Raw genomic sequence first — 17,094 nt, forward strand, 5'->3', positions numbered from 1 at the left:
GTGCGCCTCTTGCTTGCCTTAAACTACGGAAGGGTTACCGGCTGGTTGCCAGCGCCTGGGCATCCTTCGCCGGGGTCCAACGCACGTGCGTCGGGTCAACTTCTTGGGTCTGAGACAACAGCGAGAGCCGCGGGCGTACCGCATCGGTGCGGGCTGCTGGTGGCTTGCGTCGTCCAGCTTTCAGCGGCAATGGCCAAGTCGCGCCGGCGCCCACATAATCCTGCTCGGCTGCTGCCTGCAAGGTCCACTGCGGGTTGTACAAGTGGGTACGACCCAGTGCTACCAGATCCGCACGGCCCGCCAGCAGGATCGAGTTCACGTCATCGTATGAGGAGACTGCTCCGACGGCGATGACAGAGACACCCGTCTGAGCGGCAACCTGATTGCGGATCTTGTCCGCAAAAGGAGTCTGGTAGCTTCGCCCGAAGGCTGGCTTTTCATTTTTGACGATCTGCCCGGAGGAGACATCAATGAATTGCGCACCATGGTTGATGAAGGCTGCGGCGATGCCAACCGCGTCCTCTTCGGTGTTTCCGCCTTCGGACCAATCGGTGGCCGAGATGCGCACACCGATAGTCTTCTCCTCTGGCCAGACCTGGCGCACCGCGTCCAAGACTTCCAATGGGTAGCGCAGTCGGTTTTCCAGCGAGCCACCATATTCATCGGTGCGCTTATTGGACAACGGGGAAAGGAAGGAGGAGAGCAGGTAGCCGTGGGCCATGTGTACTTCCAGCACGTCGAAGCCTGCGGCGTCGGCGCGGCGGGCCGCGGCGACGAACTGCTCACGCACCTCGTCCATCTGCGAGCGGTTCATCGCCACTGGCACATGGCAGCCTTCCCCGTAGGGCAGTGCGCTCGGAGCCAGTACCTCCCAGTTGCCTTCCTCCAGTGGCTGGTCGATGCCATCCCACATCAGTTTCGTCGAACCCTTGCGGCCCGAGTGCCCGATCTGTGCGCCGATCTTGGCATTTGAATTTCCGTGCACATAATCGGTCACCCGCTTCCACGCGCTGGCCTGTTCATCGGTGTAGAGCCCGGTGCATCCAGGGGTAATGCGCCCGATATTCGAGACACATACCATTTCGGTCATTACGAGCCCGGCACCGCCCATGGCCTTGGAACCCAGATGGACCAGATGGAATTCACCGGGTACCCCGTCGGTGGCCGAGTACATGTCCATGGAGGAGACCACCACGCGGTTCACCAGATCGGTGTTGCCCAGCTTATGTGGCTGGAACATTGCAGGAGCGACGGAGGGCGAATTATTCAACCTGGCAAAGTTCTCATCAACGGTTTGCGCAAACCCGGGATCTCGCAGCTTCAGGTTGTCGTAGGTGATCCGCCGGGAACGGGTGAGCAGGTTGAAGCAGAACTGCACAGGGTCCTGATCCTTGTACTGGCCAATATTTTCGAACCACTCCAGTGAGGCCTGGGCAGCACGCTGGGTGGATTGAACCACCGGACGTCGTTCGGTTTCGTAGGCAGCCAACGCGTTATCCACGTCAGCGTGCTCATGCAAACAGGCTGCCAGTGCCAGGGCGTCTTCCATGGCGAGCTTGGTACCCGAGCCGATGGAGAAGTGGGCGGTGTGCGCGGAGTCTCCCAGAAGTACGATGTTTCCATGACGCCAGTTTTCGTTGCGCACCGTGGTGAAGTTGATCCACTTCGAGTTGTTGGTGAGCACCTGGTAGCCGGCCAGCTCCTCGGCGAAGATCTCGGACACCTTGGCCACGGACTTTGCGTCGCTGACACCCGGGGCGAAGACTTCATTTTCGGTCTCATCAAAACCGGCTGCTCGCCACACGTCCTCGTGCATCTCCACGATGAAGGTTGACCCCTCATCGGAGTACGGGTAGCCATGAATTTGCATGGTTCCGGCGTCGGTTTCCTTGACGAAGAACTTGAAGGCCTCGAACACCTGATCAGTGCCCAACCACATGTACTTCGAAGTACGCGGATCAAGCGAAGGCTTGAAGGACTCGGCGTATTTGGTGCGCACGGCGGAGTTCAGCCCGTCGGCGGCCAGCACTAGATCATATTCAGCCGAGAGCTGTTCCACATCTGGGGCCATGGTGGAGAAACGTACATCCACACCCAGCTCGATGCAGCGGCGCTGCAGCAGCTCAAGGAGTTCCTTACGGCTCATGGCCGCGAAGCCTTGGCCGCCTACGGTATGCATCTGTCCGCGGAAGTGGATGTCGATATCGCTCCAGCGGGCGAAGCGCCGTGACATGTATTCGGCGACCACCGGATCGGCATTGCCGATGCCTCCCAGGGTTTCGTCGGAGAACACCACGCCGAAACCGAAGGTATCCGAGGCGGCATTACGCTCCCAGACGGTGACCTCGTGGTTGGTATCCAGTTGCTTCATCAAAGCGCCAAAGTACAGGCCGCCTGGGCCGCCGCCGATAATTGCAATTTTCATGGTGTGTCCTTTCATCAACCCCACAGGGGTGCTGGGCCGGTAAGGGCCCGGATAAGTTTGTCAGTGCTTAGGCGACCGGTGAGCTATTGAAGGCTTCACGGAGTTTGAAATGCTGGAGCTTGCCGCTGGGATTGCGCGGCAGTTGAGTCACGAAGCGGATCTCCCGTGGGTACTTGTACGGCGCGATCGTGGCCTTGACGAAGTCTTGCAATTGCTTGACCTTCGCGTCGCTGGCCTCGGCGCCTTCGACGAGAACCACAAAAGCACAGACGATGGATCCGCGATTCGGATCAGGACGAGCCACTACGGCGTTTTCCAGCACGTCCGGGTGCTGGTCCAAAGCCTGTTCGACCTCTGGCCCGCCGATGTTGTAACCGGAGGAGATGATCATATTGTCGCTTCGAGCTTGGTAGAAGAAATAGCCCTCTTCGTCCCTATAGAAGATGTCGCCGGTGATATTCCAACCATTGCAGATGTAGTTGTGCTGCCTCTCGTCATCGAGATAGCGGCATCCGGTCGGCCCAATAACTGCGAGCCGGCCCGGTTCATTTGTTCCGACCTCATTGCCATCTTCATCCAGCACGGTGGCACGGTAGCCGGGGATCGCTTTGCCCGTGGCTCCGGGCTTGATATCCCGGCCTGCAGCGGATACGAACACATGCAGCAGCTCGGTGGCTCCGATGCCATTGACCAGTTCCAATCCGGTGGCGTCCTTGACCTGGTGCCAAGTTTCAGCAGGCAGGTGTTCGCCGGCCGATACCGCCACGCGCAGCGATTTGAGCAGGTCTTCCTTGCCATTCTTGAGTATTGCGCGATAGGCGGTCGGAGCGGTAAACAAAATCGTGGCTCCGACCTGATGCGAATACTCGGCCAATTCCACAGGGGTAGCGCGTTCGGTCAGAAGCGAGCTAGCTCCAAAGCGGAACGGAAAAACTACGAGGCCGCCTAAACCGAAGGTGAATGCCAAAGGGGGAGAACCCGCGAAGACATCATCTTGGGTAGGTTTAAGAAGGTAACGGGCAAAAGTGTCCGCATTGGCCAGAATGTCACGGTGGAAATGCATGGTGATCTTAGGGACGCCAGTGGTTCCCGAGGTCGGTCCAAGCAAAGCCACGTCGTCGGCCGCCGTATCCACCGCAGTGAATTCGCCGGACTTGGCAGCACATAGCTGCGCCAGATCGTCCTCGCCCTGGCCACCATAGGTCAGCACTGGATACGTGCCGCCGCTGGCCTGTACGGCGTCTTCGGCGAATCGGTGATCGGTCAGCAGCACCAAAGGACGCGTCAGCCCAGCCAACTTGGATATCTCAGCGGCGCGCAGGGCCGCCATCGTGGTGACCACGACGCCGCCGGCTTTGAGCACGCCAAGCCATGAGGCGACCAGCCAGGAATTATTCGGACCACGAAGCATCACCCGGTTTCCTGGGCGCAGCGCATAGTCTTCGACCAGCACCTGGGCCACTTGGTTCGCTTGGCGTTGCAACTGACCGTAGGAGAGCTTGGTGCCGTCTGGGGCCAGGAGCGCGGTGCGGTCCGCACCAAATTCTGCAACAGCCTGGTCGATGAGGACCTCTGCGGCATTCAGCCTTTCCGGGTACTGCAATTCGGGCAAGGTGAATTCCATTGTCGGCCACAGATTCTGCGGCGGAAGGTGATCTCGCGTGAAGGTATCCTCATGCGCGGAAGGTGAAAGTTCCATCAGGTAACTCCGTAGGGTGAATCGGTCGGATGTCCTAGGCTGTGGTGGTCCGCGCGGCGCGGATCATGCCCTCTTGGGCAACGGTGGCCAAGAGCTTTCCATCGCGGGTGTAGAAACGCCCGATAGCCAGGCCACGGCTGTTTTGGCTGGATACGGCCTCTTGGGCGTACAGTACCCAATCGTCCATGCGCCCTTCACGGTGGAACCACATGGAATGATCTAGACTGGCAGTCACCAATCCCGGGTCACCCCAGCTCAGCCCGAGGCTGCGCATAATCGGTTCCAAGATGGTGTAGTCGCAGACATAGGCCAAAGCGGCCTTCTGCACGAGACTGTCATCCGGAAGAGGCGAAAAAGCGCGGATCCATACGGCCTGGTGAGCGCTCTGTGCGCGCTCGCCGGGAAGATAGATTGCTTCGGGCACGTGGCGCATGTCGAAGCTGCGCCCGCCAGCCCAATAGGTGGCGGCCTGGCTGTCAACGCCCTGCAAGGCTTGGGCTGCACTGGACAATGTTTCCGGGTCGAGGTCTAAGGAATCGCTCGGTGCATCCATTGAGTATTCTGCACCTTCTTCCGGGACGTGGAAGGATCCCAAGGCGGAGAAGACGGGTTTGCCATTCTGGAAGGCGCGGACCTGGCGGGTGGAATACCCACGTCCATCACGCAGGTGTTCGACTTCGTAGCGTACCGGCTGGTGCATATCCACCGGGCGCAGGAAGTATGAGTGCATCGAATGCAGCGAGCGGTCCGTGTCCACCGATTTCATCAGCGAAAGCGCACCTTGAGCAACCATGTCGCCGCCGTAGGCCTTGGGCCAAGGTACATATTGCGGGACCGCGGTGAAAACCTGGTCGAAGACCTCGGCTTCGCACTCAGTTAATTCGATGGCGTCAAGGAATACCTGTGCGGAAAGTTCGGTGGTGTTCATGCTCGGCGGTATCCTTCCAGCGAGGCGTCCGAAACATCGGGGAGGTTCACTACGATGTTTTCTGGGGTGCGGGCGGTGAGCCACACGAGTTCTTCGGTGACCGACATATTTGCTTCAACGTGTGGCATGAAGGGCGGAACGAAGACCCAGTCGCCAGCTTTCATATCTGAATACTGTTCGTAGTTTTCGCCGAAGTAGATGCGGCCATGCCCGCGCAACACGTAGCCGCCGGTTTCTGCTTCGCCATGATGATGCGGCAGGGAACGGTAGCCCGGAACGTTGGACACCTGGCCGAACCAGATTTTGGTCGCTGGGGTGTGCTGGACGCTGACGCCCGAAACACGGATGCAGTCACCTGACTGTGCGGTGTTGGTGTCTTCGGAGCCGGCACGAGTGACCACGGGAATAACTTGGCCATTTTCCGAAGCGTAGATCGAGTTATCGCCTTCGGTGCGGTATGTCATGGGTGTTTCAGTCATGTTCTTCTCCTTTAAAGTTTGTGATGTTTGTTTGCAGGTATTCAGTGGCTCGCAACTGGGGTGTTCACTCGCAGCCGGACGCGGTTTTTGAGGGTTCCGATACCCGGGATTTCTGTCTGGAGCTCGTCCCCGTCTGCGAGGAAACGCGCGGGTTCCATACCCATGCCAACTCCGCCTGGAGTTCCGGTCAATATGACATCTCCCGGGCGCAAGGTAGTGAACTCGGAGATGTAGCTAATGAGTCGGGCCGCTGAGAAGACAAAGGTCGAAGTGTTGCCGCGCTGGACTTCTTCTCCGTTGACCCTGCAGATGACTTCCAAGCCCGACTCCGGATCGAGCTCATCGGTGGTGACTAGCACTGGGCCGAGCGGCGTCGTGCCGTCGAAGGCCTTGCCTTGCAACCACTGCAGGGTGCGGCGCTGCCAGTCTCGCATCGAAACGTCGTTGGCCACGGTGTAGCCGGCAATGGCGGCAGCAGCCTCTTCTTCGGTGGCATTGGTGATTTCGGTTCCGATCACCACGGCAAGTTCGGCTTCCCAATCCACGTTATTTGAAACGGTACTGATGATCTCCGAACCGGGATCGGCGAGGGTGTCGGCGAACTTGGCGAACAACGTCGGATATTGGGGCAATTCCCGTCCCATTTCCAAAATGTGGTCCGCGTAGTTCAGTCCGCAGCAAATCACCTTAGTCGGTGCTGGAACCGGGTTCAGTAGTCGTGCCTCGCCTGTTGGAATCAGACTGTCCGAGCGGTGCTCTGCAAGGACCTTAGAAGCGATGGATAGCCAATCTGAGTCTTTTAGGAACTCGCTGAGATTACGGGCTGGAAGCGGGAGATAGCCCTGGGCGACCTGGAGCGCCGCATGTGTTTGCCTGCCAACTTCGACCGTTGCGAGTTTCATGTGTGAGTCCTTGTTATTCGGTACAGAATCCATGTGTCGACTTTTTTACCGCCGTCACGTAAACTCAATGTAGCACGCATCACAAAGATGACGCTAGAGCCAAATGGGGCAAAATTGATTAGCCCAGTACAGGAGTTGGAAATGACTGAGACCAAGCTTCATCGCAATGAAACGATTAACCCGGCTTCCATGGCTAAGCCCTCTGGCTATGCGCATGGAATGAAGGCCGGAAACACTGTTTACCTTGGCGGGCAGACCGCCCTGGACAAGGACATGAATATCGTTCCCGGCGGCATAGTGGAGCAGTTTAAGCAGGTATTTTCCAACGTGCTGACTACTTTGGTTGAAGCAGGCGGACATCCAGAAGATTTGGTAAGCGTCACGATCTACCTGACCGACGTTGACGACTACATGGCCAATGGCCGCGAAATTGGTCGAGCCTGGCGCGAAATGGCTGGCACCGAATACCCCGCCATGGCTGGCGTCGGTGTCACGCGTCTCTGGCAGAAAGAAGCCCTGATCGAGATTCAGGGTGTCGCCGTGATTCAGGATCGCGACTAATCTTCAGCAAAGCCAAAGAGCCACGGACTTACCCAATGGGCGAGTCCGTGGCTCTTTGGCTTTGCGCGGTAATAGCTATTTTGTGAGCTGTGTCAGCTGTCCACGCCGATAATACGTTTAGCATGACGACCAGCCATGGGTGCCAAGAGTGTGTGTAAATTGTGGAAGAGATCTTCTGCCTTTAATGCATTCCATCCCTCTGGAAGCAATTCTGCTGGGAGCCCTGGATCGGAGTAAGGGAGTCGTCGCCATTGGGTGAGCAGGATCAAGTGATCTGCGAATGCCCGGGCATCAAGTTCAGGGTTGTCCCCGGCCTGGACAAGCTGTTGCCAGCTTTCCAATCGGCCTCGGTTCTCGTTCAAAAATTCGGAATATAGCTGATCCAAGGAAACTAAGTCCCACCAAGAACTAAGATTCTTCTGAATTTGGGCACCGCCGATATGCTCGGCAAGGAAAAATTCGAAATACTGATCTAGTCCGTGTCGCGTGAAATAGGCCAGCGCTGCGTCTTTGGCATGTTCCGGAGCAATCCACAGTCCAGGAACTACGGAGCCAAAGCCCATCCGCACCAGTGATGAGCGAATCTTGTGCCGTATATTGCGCTGGGTTTCTGGCACCGTGAAGGTCGCCAACAACCAGCGATCCTGAGCTGTGGCGCGACGGGGATGGAAGATCCGTTCGTCACCTTCGGCGAACGTGGTCAAGACTGAGTCAGCAAGCGAATATCCATTGCGGCCTTGCACTTGAACGCTCTCAATGACTCCGCGTTTTTTCAACCGAGATATCGAGGAACGCGTTCCGGCAGATTCAACCCCAACATCCTCCATCAGGGAAATAATCGTTGCCACAGGCAAGGCGCCCCCGTACTGGCGTGCGTATAAACCAAAGAGGGACACGATCAGCTGATGATGGCGAGGCACAGAGATGTCTCCAACACTGACACGTGCGTTTGCCTGTGCGGTCATGAAACGTTCTCCAATCGATCCTAGTCATTCGATTCTAGTGCGAACCATCAGCGGGATGGCGCAAGCCATAGAAGATTGGTCATTTTGATCGGCCAGGGAAATCAATGGGATATTCGATCAAAATAACATCTAGGAATTCTCGGATTTTGAAATCCGCGCACGATCTTGAACGCGAATGGCGCAGGCGTGGTCTAGGCATCTGTTTCCTTGAACCACGTCTGCGCCAGGGGAACGATTTAGCAAAAGCCGATGGCGGACCGGTCAATCACCTGTCGTTCACCTCTCAATAGCGCGCGGGCGCGGTACTATTTGGCTGCGTCGAGTGCCGTGCGCAGGTGCGCATCGTAGAACTCGCGAAGCTGAACACTCTTGGCCACGACAATCGCGTCCCAATCTTCCATGCTGGTGGAGCTGTCCGCATAGTCAGAAGGCACCTTAAAGATCTGCAGCGGTACACCGAAGAGCTGGCACATGCTGGCATAGGCGTAGCCTTCCATGTCCACCAATGCTGCATTCAGCCCGGAGATGTGGGTGCGCTGCTCGTCATTGCTGACAAATACGTCACCGGTGGCCATGGTCGCCTGAGTATCTGGCAACAGGATCTCACCGGCGGGCACTACATCGGCCGAGGCCAATGGGAAGTCGTGCTGGATCAATCGGGTGACCTGATAGATGGTGTCCAAGCTTGGGCGGTCTTCATCTGCGCTGCCGACTACACCGGCGGTGCCCAAAACGATCACGCGCTCAACATTGCCCTCGGCGAGCGCACCGGCAAGAGCGACCGAGGCATTGACCTTGCCTACTCCGGAGACCACATGCGGTACGTCCGCGAAAGCTGACGCTTCGTCACTGTGCGCGAATACTAGCAGGGTCTTCTGATCCGACATTCGGTTCCTCTCAACAACAACTAAAGTCTTTTTGATTCAGGCCGGAAGCAGATCGCACGGCCAGTATCCTCACTTGAGTTTATCGGTTAAGGAAGATGAAGTTTTTCGATTTTGCTGGCAGGGGAGCGGATAGACTTAAAGTATGAGTGATATTGAACTTGCTGAAGTCGAAAGTTTTGCCTTGGACCACACCAAGGTCAAGGCTCCCTACGTTCGTAAGATTGGCGTTGAGCGTGGACCTAAGGGTGACGCCATCACGAACTACGACATTCGTTTTGTGCAGCCGAACCACGGTGAGATCCCTACCGCTGGCCTGCACACTATTGAGCACACCATGGCTGGTTTGATCCGGACCCGCTTCGAAGGCCTGATTGATTTCTCTCCTTTTGGTTGCCGTACGGGTTTCCACATGATTGTGTGGGGCGAGCCGACTCCAGCCGAGGTTGCTAAGGCCATTAAGTCTTCCCTTGAAGACCTAGCTGAGCGCGTTACTTGGGATGACGTTCCAGGCACCGAAGCAGTGAGCTGCGGTAACTACCGAGACCACAGCCTGCACTCGGCCAAGGAATGGGCAAAACTGATTTTGGAACAAGGCATCAGCCTCGATGCATTTGACCGGACAAACATCGCGTAGCTGACGGCATCGAGTAGTTCACTTCGGCCATGGCCTGATTCGGTGCGCGCTCGCGTGAGTGAAACTAGTGAGTATTCCCTGCTGACTATTGAACTATTCTGCGCTGGGTACTTGAATGGACGGATAGCCGCGATAGCGGAGAATCATTCAACGGAGCGAAGAGGAAAACAATATGGAGTCCACCGATCCCGATTTTCCGAGAGAACCAGGATGGCCATCACCTGGTCAGCCACCACGGCCGAATGTTCCAGATCATCCAACCTCGCCCATAGATCCACCTGATCCGACCACGCCACCAAGCCGGCCCGATCCCGGTGGCCCCAGCACACAGCCACCGTTTGATCCGACTACGCCCACGGACAGCTGACCAGCAACATAAGTTCGGTTCAAGCTCATTCTGAGGGTTTGTCTCTAACGAGGTCCGGCTCGCCCACTTGGCGAGTCGGATCTTGTTCTTGGCTGTCACCAAAGGGGCACCGATGCTGGAACCGAGGAAGTCCGGACTCCACTTGCCGCTCTTTCGCATCGAGGTACCCAAGCCCAGTATCTTAGGAAAACCTCGGAGGTCAAGCGCGGCAAGCAATTGAGAGGTTGCCCCTAGTTCCAAGTATTCAATGGTGGGGCTGTGGGAGAATAGGGACAATGTTCCGCCCAGACTTACGATCCGGGCCCCAATGATTTAAGGATGTTTCTCTGTGGTCATGATTCCGTTGCCATTGCACTCGGTAGAGGCTCAACAGTTCTCTCCGATTGACCCGGCTGACCCCTCGCTGGTTCACCGTGGTGAGGGTGGCGCGGAAGTCCGCCGCAGTATTCTTCCCGGAGGCGTACGGGTTCTGACCGAGGCCATGCCCGGCCAGCGTTCGACTACCGTTGGATTCTGGGTACCAGTGGGCTCCCGTGATGAAGAAGCAGGGCACTACGGCTCAACTCATTTCTTGGAGCACTTGCTGTTCAAAGGAACTAAGAAGCGCACCGCACTTGAAATTGCTCAGTCTTTTGACGCGGTAGGTGGGGAATCGAATGCCGCGACGGCGAAGGAATCCACCTGCTATTACGCGCGAGTGCTAGATTCCGATCTGCCGATGGCTATGGATGTCATTGCCGACATGGTGACCTCCGCGGTAATCGATCCGCTAGAGCTAGAGCAGGAGCGCGGGGTGATCATTGAGGAACTTGCCATGGACGCTGACGACGCCACCGAGGTCGCCCACGAGCGCTTCGTCGCCAAGGTGCTAGGCGATCATCCTCTGGCTCGCCCGATCGGCGGGACACCGGCCGAGATCATGGAGATCTCTCGCGAAGCAGTCATGGAACACTATCGGGCCCACTACCGTCCGAGCGAAGTGATCATCACCGCAGCTGGTTCATTGAACCATGATGAATTGTGCTCCATGGTGCTCGCTTCGTTAACCGAGGCTGGCTGGGATCTTGATCCTATGGCAGTGCCGAAACCACGCCGTTCTTCGGAACCAGCAACGATCGTCTCAGTTCCTGGCATCGAAGTGATCAACCGCCCGGTCGAGCAGGCCAGCATCATCATTGGCTGCCCAGGTATTAGCGGGCAAGATGACCGCCGGCAGGTCCTTGCGGTCCTAAACGCGGTACTGGGTGGCGGCATGAGCTCGCGGCTCTTCCAAGAGATCCGCGAAAAGCGTGGCCTTGCCTACTCCACTTATTCATTCTCAGCTGCATACACCGACGCCGGATATTTCGGCATGTATGCAGGTTGTTCACCGGCTAAAGCCGGAGAGGTCATCGGCTTGCTCGAATCCGAGCTGGATCGTTTAGCCGCCGACGGCATCACCGATTCGGAGCTTACTCAAGCAAAGGGCCAGCTCGCCGGCGGAACGGTGCTGGCATTGGAAGACCCAGGAAGCCGTATGTCACGACTGGGACGGGCTGAGATGGTGACCGGCGAATTCCAAGACATTGATGAGGCGCTGAGCCGCGTAAATGCGGTCACCACGGAAGACGTTCAGGCGCTAGCTCAAGAGCTGGCAGCCAAAGAACGAACCATCACCGTGGTTGGTCCATTTGAATCTGCGGAAGCGCTCGGACGCTAGTAGTTCTCTGAGTATGAGAAAGGGACGCGAGGACGCACCAATTGGTGCCTGGCCTCGCGTCCCTTTCCTCGTGGTGGAGGAAAGCTACCCCTTGTTGTACTTGCCCCGCGTGGCAACGTACGAGGCTGCGGTGCAGGTGTCGGGCGCGTTGTTGATGGCCTTGCAGGCTCGCACTCGGAACTCGTTGACGGTGAGCGAGTAGTACGGAATGACTCGCTTGGAGTCGTCTCGATAGTATTTTGTCGTTCCCTTACCGCAGACGTTGGTGGTTAGTCTGGACCACCCGGTATCCGGAGCATCATTGCGGACTCCCTGGTATTGGTAGTAGACGCACTTGCCATCGAGATTGTCATCGGTGAGCGCCAGATTAAAGCCGATGCTTCGATTATCGTCGCGCCAAACCGTTCCGCTACTTTTCGCCCAAGAATTATCCATGTTGTAGTTTTCGTAGGCCTGTGCGGGAACTGACAGAGTTGTGACTGTCAGCGTAAGCGCCGCTGCCGCGGCAAGTGTTCGTAGAATGCGCCTCATTGCGTACCTCACATGCTCGGTGATGATGGTCAGGGGCAACACTATGCCGAGCGCAACCCTAAATCAAGGGTCTGGAGATACTTTTTGGACGAGGCCACTGGGCTGCAGGGAGCCGTTTGAGTTCATTGCTTTGAAGCTGAAATTGTTGCCGAATTTGCTGTGCGTACAAGCTCAGCGAGTTCTTCGAAATGCGAGTAATTAAAACCGTGAGCAGCGTTCTGGAACACCGTCAGTTTCGCCTGCGGGGCCTTTGCTGTCAGCCGTAGCCCAAATTCCGGCGGCGAAAGTGAATCTTGGGTACCGCAAACCACATCCACCGGGAAGGGGACGGTGCCCAATAGATCGATGGTCGAGTAGTCGAGCATTTCCGTGCAGCTCTTGGCCCACCACGGAATCCCGCAACGCAGATAATCAACGAGCAAGATTGCCTTGACCGCGTTCCACTCATGAGGGAAATCTTGGATTAACCGTCGGGCTTGCCGGAAAAGCGTGGCTTCCCGGTCATTGACCGAGGGCGCGGCAATGATGAGGTGTTCGAGCAATTCGGGGTGCGTGCGGGCAATTTCGATGGAGACCTGAGCCCCCATCGAATGCCCGAGAATCACCGCATTCTTCACGTTGAGCGTGCGCAGCGCCAGGGATACTTCGTGGGCGAAGCGTGCCACGCTGACTGGGCGTCCATCGTCCATGTTTTTGCCATGCCCCGGCAGCTCGGGCACAATCACTCGATGGTCGCGGGCCAGCTCCGTGGCCAGGGGAGTGAAATAGCGGCTTGAAGCTCCCAACCCGTGAATGAGAACCACGTCCGGGCCTTCGCCGGCCACGCGCACCGATAATCGAGTGCGCAAAGACTCCGGGACCTGTCCAAAGTAACCGTGCCGCACACATAACCTTCCGTCCGCGGACGATTCCACGAAAATTCCTAGTATTCAGTTCACTGCGGATCCAGAATAGCCAATCATTGCGAGCAACGGCTGCAATGCAGCCTCAGGGCAGACCCACCGCGTGTTGCTCGATTGCCGGCCACAGATCCTCGGGGAATAGTTTTTCAATGTCTTTTTGGTAGTCGCTACCGTCACCGGGAGCGCTTATTTCATTGCCATCGGCACGGAAGGGGTAGGAATGCCCCTGGTCCAATTCTTGATCTGGCGCGGAGGCAGCGGTCACGCAGGTCGCCCAGCCATAGGTGGTGTCGGCGTCCTGGCGGAAAACTTCGACTTGGCATGACGGCGTTTCGATCCACGAGCTTTCCTGCTCCAGCAGATCAACGAGCCTGGAGCGCTCTTCATCGCTTAATGACGTCGGCACATCGCCGGAACCGCAAGCGACAGTTCCACAAGCAACAGCAAATAAGATGAATGTGATAGCGCGCCATCGCTTCAGGACGGTCCCCATTGCTTGACAACTCCTAGAAAGTTCCTGTCACCTATTTTTCCTTGTGAAGAATTGAATTACAAGCTACACGCCGTATATCACGAGGTGATCGCAAAAATCTTGGAGGTGGAACCCCGCGGTGCCGTCGAGGCTGGAACAGGCGTAGATCACGTCACCGATGTGAAGACCAGCAGGGTACAGGCGATAGGCTTAAACCCATGAGTGCACAGATTAAGGTTGCGGTGCTTGGCGCCGCAGGACGAATGGGCGCGGAAGCGGTTAAAGCCGTCTCCGAAGCCGCCGATATGGATCTCGTGGCGAGCCTTGGACGAGGCGCAGATCTGAAAGAAATTCTTGAGGCAGGCGCAACCCACATCGTTGACCTGTCGGTACCGACGGCCACCGAGGCCAACGTGCGCTTCGCCGTGGAAAATGGCTTGCACGCAGTAGTTGGAACCACCGGGTGGGACGACGAACGCCGTGCGAAGCTTGAGCAGCTGCTCGCGCAGCACCCCGAAGCAGGCGTGCTGATCGCCCCGAACTTCGCTCTTGGCTCGGTGCTTGCCAGCGCCTTCGCAGCCACGGCGGCAAAATACTTTGAATCGGTAGAGATTATCGAACTGCACCACCCCAACAAGGTGGATGCACCCAGCGGCACCGCGGTGCGCACCGCCGAGCTGATTGCCGCAGCCCGCAAGGACGCCGGCGTGGCGAAAAGTCCGGACGCAACGGAAACCCAACTTGACGGTGCTCGAGGCGCTCTCGTAGATGATGTGCACGTGCATTCGGTGCGTCTACGCGGTCTGGTGGCCCATCAGGAAGTTCTCTTCGGCGGCCCCGGCGAGCAGTTCACCCTGCGCCACGATTCTTATGACCGGGCCTCCTTCATGCCAGGGGTGCTGCTAGGCCTGCGGACCGTCGCTTCGCGCCCAGGGCTTACCTATGGGCTGGACGGCTACTTGGAGTTGGGCCAGTGAAAACCAAACTTTGGGTAGGCGGCATTCTGCTGCTGTTCGTTTTGTATATTGTCATGTCCTTCACCCAAGCGATGCGCTTCATGCGCACCGGCGAACCGATCGCCATCGCCCTCGGCGTTGCGGTCTTCGTCATTCCTGCGCTGGGTGTGTGGATCTTGATCCGCGAGATTCTCTTCGGGCTGCGCACCGAGAAGATGGGCAAGATCCTCGCAGAACTCGGCGAACTGCCAGAAGACTTGCCACGCATGCCCTCGGGCAGGTTTGTGCGAGAAGCTGCTGACGCTGACTTCCCGATCCACAAGCAAGACGTCGAGGCCCATCCTGAATCCTGGAAGTCTTGGTATCGCTTGGCTTTGGCTTATGACGCCAGCGGAGACCGGAAACGTGCACGCGCTTCGATGCGCACCGCCGTGAATTTCTTCGTGGCCGAGAAGAACGCGAGCGCCACGAGCAAGTGATCTGAACAGATAAAACGGCAGGAGCTTCGAAACCTACTCTTGGTTTCGAGGCTCCTGCCGTTTTTATTTGAAATTTTGCCGAAGTCTAGCGCTAGTGGATGGGGAGCCAGATGCAGCGCTCTACGGAGTCGTCAGTCTCCACCACGTTGTAGAGCCGCCACCCGCCGGGTTCGCCACCTTCGGTGCCTTGGTCCTCAAGTCCAGCAATGCTGATCCCGCGGATCTCACCAGAGGTGAATTCCTCCTTGGCCTGCATAGTGGGCGCCAGATAGTAGGGCTCGTCAAAGGGCATAACATCGCCGGGCAGTTCTTCATTGCAAACGCCGCCGTAGCCGCGTTCGGGGCTCGTCTGAACGGGAAGCCAGATCTTGTCCTCGCCAAATTGCTCCACGGCGATGGTTCGCGTTTCCTCCCACGTTCCGCCCTCTGCGCAGGAATGGTCCGCATCAAAGATCGTACGACGTGTTTCCGTAATCTCTATGCCACCGGGTACGGCGGTCACCTCATTGATGAAATCCCCACAGCTTCTACTGGCCGCCACGGGGTGAGGTAATTGTTCTGGCTGATCAACCTCGGCAAGCCAGATGAACCAATGAGAGGAGAAGCTGTTTCCATCTAGCATTTCGATCGGTGCCAGGGCGTCCTCAACTCCATCGCCGTTCAAATCAGAATAAACTACGTCCCCAACGGAGTACTCGGCGGTGTTGATGGTTGCCTTGCCATCTTTGAACTGCAACGCTGTGGACTTTTTGGCGCCGTAGCCCTCTTTGATTTCCCATTGCGCATTATCAAGATCAAAGTCGCGAAGGGTCTGGGGTGTGGGCGATTCGGGCGGCAAATCCGAGGGCTCACTCGGTGGTGCCATCGGCGCTGAGGAACATCCAACGATGGTAGAGGCAAGCAAAATACTCGAAGACTTGAATAGAATCTGGTGTGGTTTCTGCTTGCCGAAGGCGCATTTGATCATAAGAAAAGTCTAACTAATTCCTTGTCAGCTGACCTAGAATCAAATTATTTATTTCTTTCTCAAAGCTTACTTTGGGTCCTCTTCTTGATCTGCGCTCGGTAATTCACTGAGGTATCGAACGCCAGCTTCCATCGGTCCTGCCTTGCGCGTGTGGTGCAAGATCAGCGCGGTAAGCAGCATCAGCACGCACAGTACCCACCACTGGGCCCACTGCGAGAGTCCCAGTTGGAGCATCGGCAACAAGATCAGATGCCCGAGATAGAGCGTCAGTGGTGCTCGCCCAGCGGTTGCAATGAGCGAGCCGATGTAGCCTAAATATGGAATTAGGAAAAGCAGTATGGCTAAGACTGCAACTGCGCAGGCCGCTGCATGAATTGTGAAAATTAGTGAACCCGAGTGCGCGGTTGGGAGCCATATATAGGCGGATTGAGTCAAGAATGGGTCCAGGTTCCCAGATGGCGAACGCCCGGTCACCAGGGCCGTAAAAAGCTGCGAGCGGGGAACGCCGGTCACGGCGCTAATCCCATCGGTCCAAGGCAGAATCTTCAACCACCCGATCAGTAGGCATAGTGCGGCGACAATAACGGACCCGGCCGCCAACCAGGCAACAGTGCCCCGATTGGTCAGCCGAAGTTTCCCCACAGCAACTCCGAGTAGGCCATAGCCGATCCAGATCAGCAGTGGATAGTACCCAGTGACGAGCAGGTCTTCGAGTAGCAATCCCGGGTGTACAAGATCGGTGAACGTTGGGTTATGGCCCAGGGACTGTGCGGCATCGCTAGCCGCTAACGGCCGCCAGATCAGGGGAGTGGCCAATAGCCAAATAGCGGCGAGCGCCCACAGAACTTTCACTGGCACCCATAACGCCGGGATCAGCACCAGGAACAGCAATCCGTAATGCACCAGAATGTTCGCGATGGACTCGTTCGCCGGGCCGATCAGCATGCCCAGCGCGGCGATAACCGCCGCGCGGCGCAGCAGCACCATCGATGCGGACCTGCGATTCAGGCCCTTGCGTTCCAGCGAGCGGGCGAACAAGGCCAGCGAAACACCGGCGAGCACCATGAAGAGCACCGAGGCGCGGCCATTTGCCACGGCTCCGGTGAGGGTTGGCTGCAGCGCACCGGTCGCATCGCGGGCGAAAAGATCAAAGATATGGGCGGCGAACATTCCCAAGATGGCTAGCGCCCTGGCTGCATCCAATCCGGGCAGTCTGCGGGCCTTTGTTTCCACGTCCATAG

Annotated in this window: 17 protein-coding genes; 6 read left to right on the forward strand and 11 right to left on the reverse strand. The window is 57.3% G+C overall.

The window, feature by feature from the left end:
* Nucleotides 1-34: 34 nt before the first annotated feature.
* The 5 genes from ACT3TP_RS09275 to ACT3TP_RS09295 form a co-directional block, all read right to left on the reverse strand.
* Nucleotides 35-2,425 carry a bifunctional salicylyl-CoA 5-hydroxylase/oxidoreductase gene (locus tag ACT3TP_RS09275; RefSeq protein WP_444615994.1) on the reverse strand — a complete coding sequence of 797 codons (2,391 nt, stop codon included), beginning with the start codon at nt 2,423-2,425 and terminating at the stop codon, nt 35-37.
* 67 nt (nt 2,426-2,492) lie between these two features.
* Nucleotides 2,493-4,124, reverse strand: a complete 1,632-nt coding sequence (locus tag ACT3TP_RS09280; RefSeq protein WP_096288175.1) for an AMP-binding protein — start codon at nt 4,122-4,124, stop codon at nt 2,493-2,495.
* Nucleotides 4,125-4,158: 34 nt separating this feature from the next.
* Complete coding sequence (locus ACT3TP_RS09285) at nt 4,159-5,052, reverse strand: acyl-CoA thioesterase (RefSeq protein WP_444620452.1); 894 nt, start codon at nt 5,050-5,052, stop codon at nt 4,159-4,161.
* Complete coding sequence (locus ACT3TP_RS09290; protein ID WP_096288171.1) at nt 5,049-5,531, reverse strand: cupin domain-containing protein; 483 nt, start codon at nt 5,529-5,531, stop codon at nt 5,049-5,051. Before ACT3TP_RS09290 ends, ACT3TP_RS09285 begins: the two co-directional genes overlap by 4 nt.
* 41 nt (nt 5,532-5,572) lie before the next feature.
* Nucleotides 5,573-6,433, reverse strand: a complete 861-nt coding sequence (locus tag ACT3TP_RS09295; protein WP_096288169.1) for a fumarylacetoacetate hydrolase family protein — start codon at nt 6,431-6,433, stop codon at nt 5,573-5,575.
* Nucleotides 6,434-6,574: 141 nt separating this feature from the next.
* Here ACT3TP_RS09295 and ACT3TP_RS09300 point away from each other — a divergent pair, with 141 nt between their 5' ends.
* Complete coding sequence (locus ACT3TP_RS09300) at nt 6,575-6,994, forward strand: RidA family protein (protein WP_096288167.1); 420 nt, start codon at nt 6,575-6,577, stop codon at nt 6,992-6,994.
* A 92-nt stretch (nt 6,995-7,086) separates the two neighbouring features.
* Here the strand turns inward: ACT3TP_RS09300 and ACT3TP_RS09305 are convergent, their stop codons facing one another.
* Together ACT3TP_RS09305 and ACT3TP_RS09310 are read right to left on the reverse strand one after the other, a co-directional pair.
* Nucleotides 7,087-7,959 carry a PaaX family transcriptional regulator gene (locus ACT3TP_RS09305; RefSeq protein WP_096288165.1) on the reverse strand — a complete coding sequence of 291 codons (873 nt, stop codon included), beginning with the start codon at nt 7,957-7,959 and terminating at the stop codon, nt 7,087-7,089.
* 305 nt (nt 7,960-8,264) lie between these two features.
* Complete coding sequence (locus ACT3TP_RS09310; RefSeq protein WP_096288163.1) at nt 8,265-8,846, reverse strand: phosphorylase family protein; 582 nt, start codon at nt 8,844-8,846, stop codon at nt 8,265-8,267.
* Between the two features lie 142 nt (nt 8,847-8,988).
* On the opposite strand from ACT3TP_RS09310, the gene ACT3TP_RS09315 reads away from it, so the two are divergent.
* The 3 genes from ACT3TP_RS09315 (at nt 8,989) to ACT3TP_RS09325 (ending at nt 11,701) form a co-directional block, all read left to right on the forward strand.
* Nucleotides 8,989-9,480, forward strand: a complete 492-nt coding sequence (locus ACT3TP_RS09315) for an S-ribosylhomocysteine lyase (RefSeq protein ID WP_096288161.1) — start codon at nt 8,989-8,991, stop codon at nt 9,478-9,480.
* 695 nt (nt 9,481-10,175) lie between these two features.
* Entirely contained in the window at nt 10,176-11,546 is a 1,371-nt protein-coding gene (locus tag ACT3TP_RS09320; RefSeq protein ID WP_444615989.1) for a M16 family metallopeptidase, read from the forward strand.
* 44 nt (nt 11,547-11,590) lie between these two features.
* Nucleotides 11,591-11,701 carry an SWIM zinc finger family protein gene (locus ACT3TP_RS09325; RefSeq protein WP_444616005.1) on the forward strand — a complete coding sequence of 37 codons (111 nt, stop codon included), beginning with the start codon at nt 11,591-11,593 and terminating at the stop codon, nt 11,699-11,701.
* Between the two features lie 498 nt (nt 11,702-12,199).
* On the opposite strand, the gene ACT3TP_RS09330 is transcribed toward ACT3TP_RS09325, so the two are convergent.
* The gene (locus ACT3TP_RS09330) at nt 12,200-12,991 is read right to left on the reverse strand and encodes an alpha/beta fold hydrolase (RefSeq protein WP_444615987.1); all 792 of its coding nucleotides are present in this window, start codon (nt 12,989-12,991) and stop codon (nt 12,200-12,202) included.
* 73 nt (nt 12,992-13,064) lie between these two features.
* Nucleotides 13,065-13,472, reverse strand: a complete 408-nt coding sequence (locus ACT3TP_RS09335; protein ID WP_444620453.1) for a hypothetical protein — start codon at nt 13,470-13,472, stop codon at nt 13,065-13,067.
* A gap of 197 nt (nt 13,473-13,669) precedes the next feature.
* On the opposite strand from ACT3TP_RS09335, the gene dapB reads away from it, so the two are divergent.
* Nucleotides 13,670-14,428 carry a 4-hydroxy-tetrahydrodipicolinate reductase gene (gene dapB, locus ACT3TP_RS09340; protein WP_444615983.1) on the forward strand — a complete coding sequence of 253 codons (759 nt, stop codon included), beginning with the start codon at nt 13,670-13,672 and terminating at the stop codon, nt 14,426-14,428.
* Nucleotides 14,425-14,886, forward strand: coding sequence for a hypothetical protein (locus ACT3TP_RS09345; protein WP_444615981.1), 462 nt, complete (start codon nt 14,425-14,427; stop codon nt 14,884-14,886). The genes dapB and ACT3TP_RS09345 overlap by 4 nt, the downstream gene beginning before the upstream one ends.
* 91 nt (nt 14,887-14,977) lie before the next feature.
* On the opposite strand, the gene ACT3TP_RS09350 is transcribed toward ACT3TP_RS09345, so the two are convergent.
* Entirely contained in the window at nt 14,978-15,853 is an 876-nt protein-coding gene (locus ACT3TP_RS09350) for a hypothetical protein (protein WP_444615979.1), read from the reverse strand.
* A 66-nt stretch (nt 15,854-15,919) separates the two neighbouring features.
* Nucleotides 15,920-17,086 (reverse strand): heparan-alpha-glucosaminide N-acetyltransferase domain-containing protein, encoded by a 1,167-nt coding sequence (locus ACT3TP_RS09355; protein WP_444620454.1) that lies wholly within the window; start codon nt 17,084-17,086, stop codon nt 15,920-15,922.
* Between the last annotated feature and the right edge of the window lie 8 nt (nt 17,087-17,094).

The organism is Glutamicibacter sp. AOP38-B1-38 (assembly GCF_052377485.1).
Taxonomy (GTDB): domain Bacteria; phylum Actinomycetota; class Actinomycetes; order Actinomycetales; family Micrococcaceae; genus Glutamicibacter.